The following is an 833-nucleotide window of genomic DNA, read 5'->3' as shown; positions in this document are numbered from 1 at the left end:
CAAAATGGTAATAAGAAAGCCGCTGCTTAACCCCTAAGCAGCTTAACAACGTGTCCACGATTTGCGGGCAACCCCAAGATGCAAAAATCATCGCATGTATGGGTCCTTTTAGTGCAGCATTTTTAGCATTTCCAGCTTTTGCAATGGACTCTTTTGGTATTGGCATAGCCTGTTTAGCCCATCTCATTTTCCTATTTCCTCCCTTTGGAGACGGAAGAATATTGTGGCAACGGCACTAAAGAATCGACAAACTAATTCATTAGTCAGAACGCAACTTGTCAGCATCTTTTATACCGAGAACCTTGTCAAAGAAGGTCTGATGGGTTGTGCATGAGTGCCTAATCCACATAAGGAGATGAAACAGAATCGCTACTGTAGCTTGACGAGAGCCGACCAATAAGGCCAAGATTGATGCGATTGAAAAGAAGCTGCTTGCTAAACACTGAAATGGATGCCCATCTGGGAAGTAAGCGTACCGCCCTGTTCCCTAGGCCTGGTCATTTCCAACGATCCGTAGCCAGAGTTGATGGTCTTGGTATAAAACCCATTACGGTGATTGCCGCCGTGAGCTAGTTCACCTTTAGGCTTTCGTCTTCCGGCCGGCATGGCCGTAGCCCAAATGCGCATGACTTTCCGCCTGCAGAGCATCGATGGAAGTCGACAGCTCGCCGATCAAACTCGCGAGAGCAGGATTTTACATCAGTTTCTCGCTGATCTCATTGCCCCCATTACGTTGTTAGCAGTTCCGCTTGAAGAAGCCCAGGATTCGTAACTCTGCCCCTGTGCAGGGACAGGTTATGTTTGTCTGCGTTCCTTTTGCTTTTCTTTTTCAG

At 47.3% G+C, this 833-nt stretch carries 1 protein-coding gene and 1 pseudogene; both read right to left on the bottom strand.

Annotated features, from left to right (window positions below; translation table 11 throughout):
* Positions 1 to 187 (bottom strand): hypothetical protein (locus tag ABRP66_RS11640; RefSeq protein WP_349838707.1); only part of this gene is annotated, 187 nt, incomplete at its 3' end.
* Between the two features lie 269 nt (positions 188 to 456).
* A pseudogene (locus ABRP66_RS11720) lies at positions 457 to 715 on the bottom strand (IS256 family transposase); the annotation flags it as partial.
* Positions 716 to 833: the final 118 nt, after the last annotated feature.

The sequence above is a fragment of the Corynebacterium sp. KPL2680 genome (genome assembly GCF_040225675.1).
Taxonomy (GTDB): domain Bacteria; phylum Actinomycetota; class Actinomycetes; order Mycobacteriales; family Mycobacteriaceae; genus Corynebacterium; species Corynebacterium rhinophilum.
The sequence above is the reverse complement of the archived record's forward strand: the minus strand, read 5'-3'. Positions and strand labels throughout refer to the sequence as shown.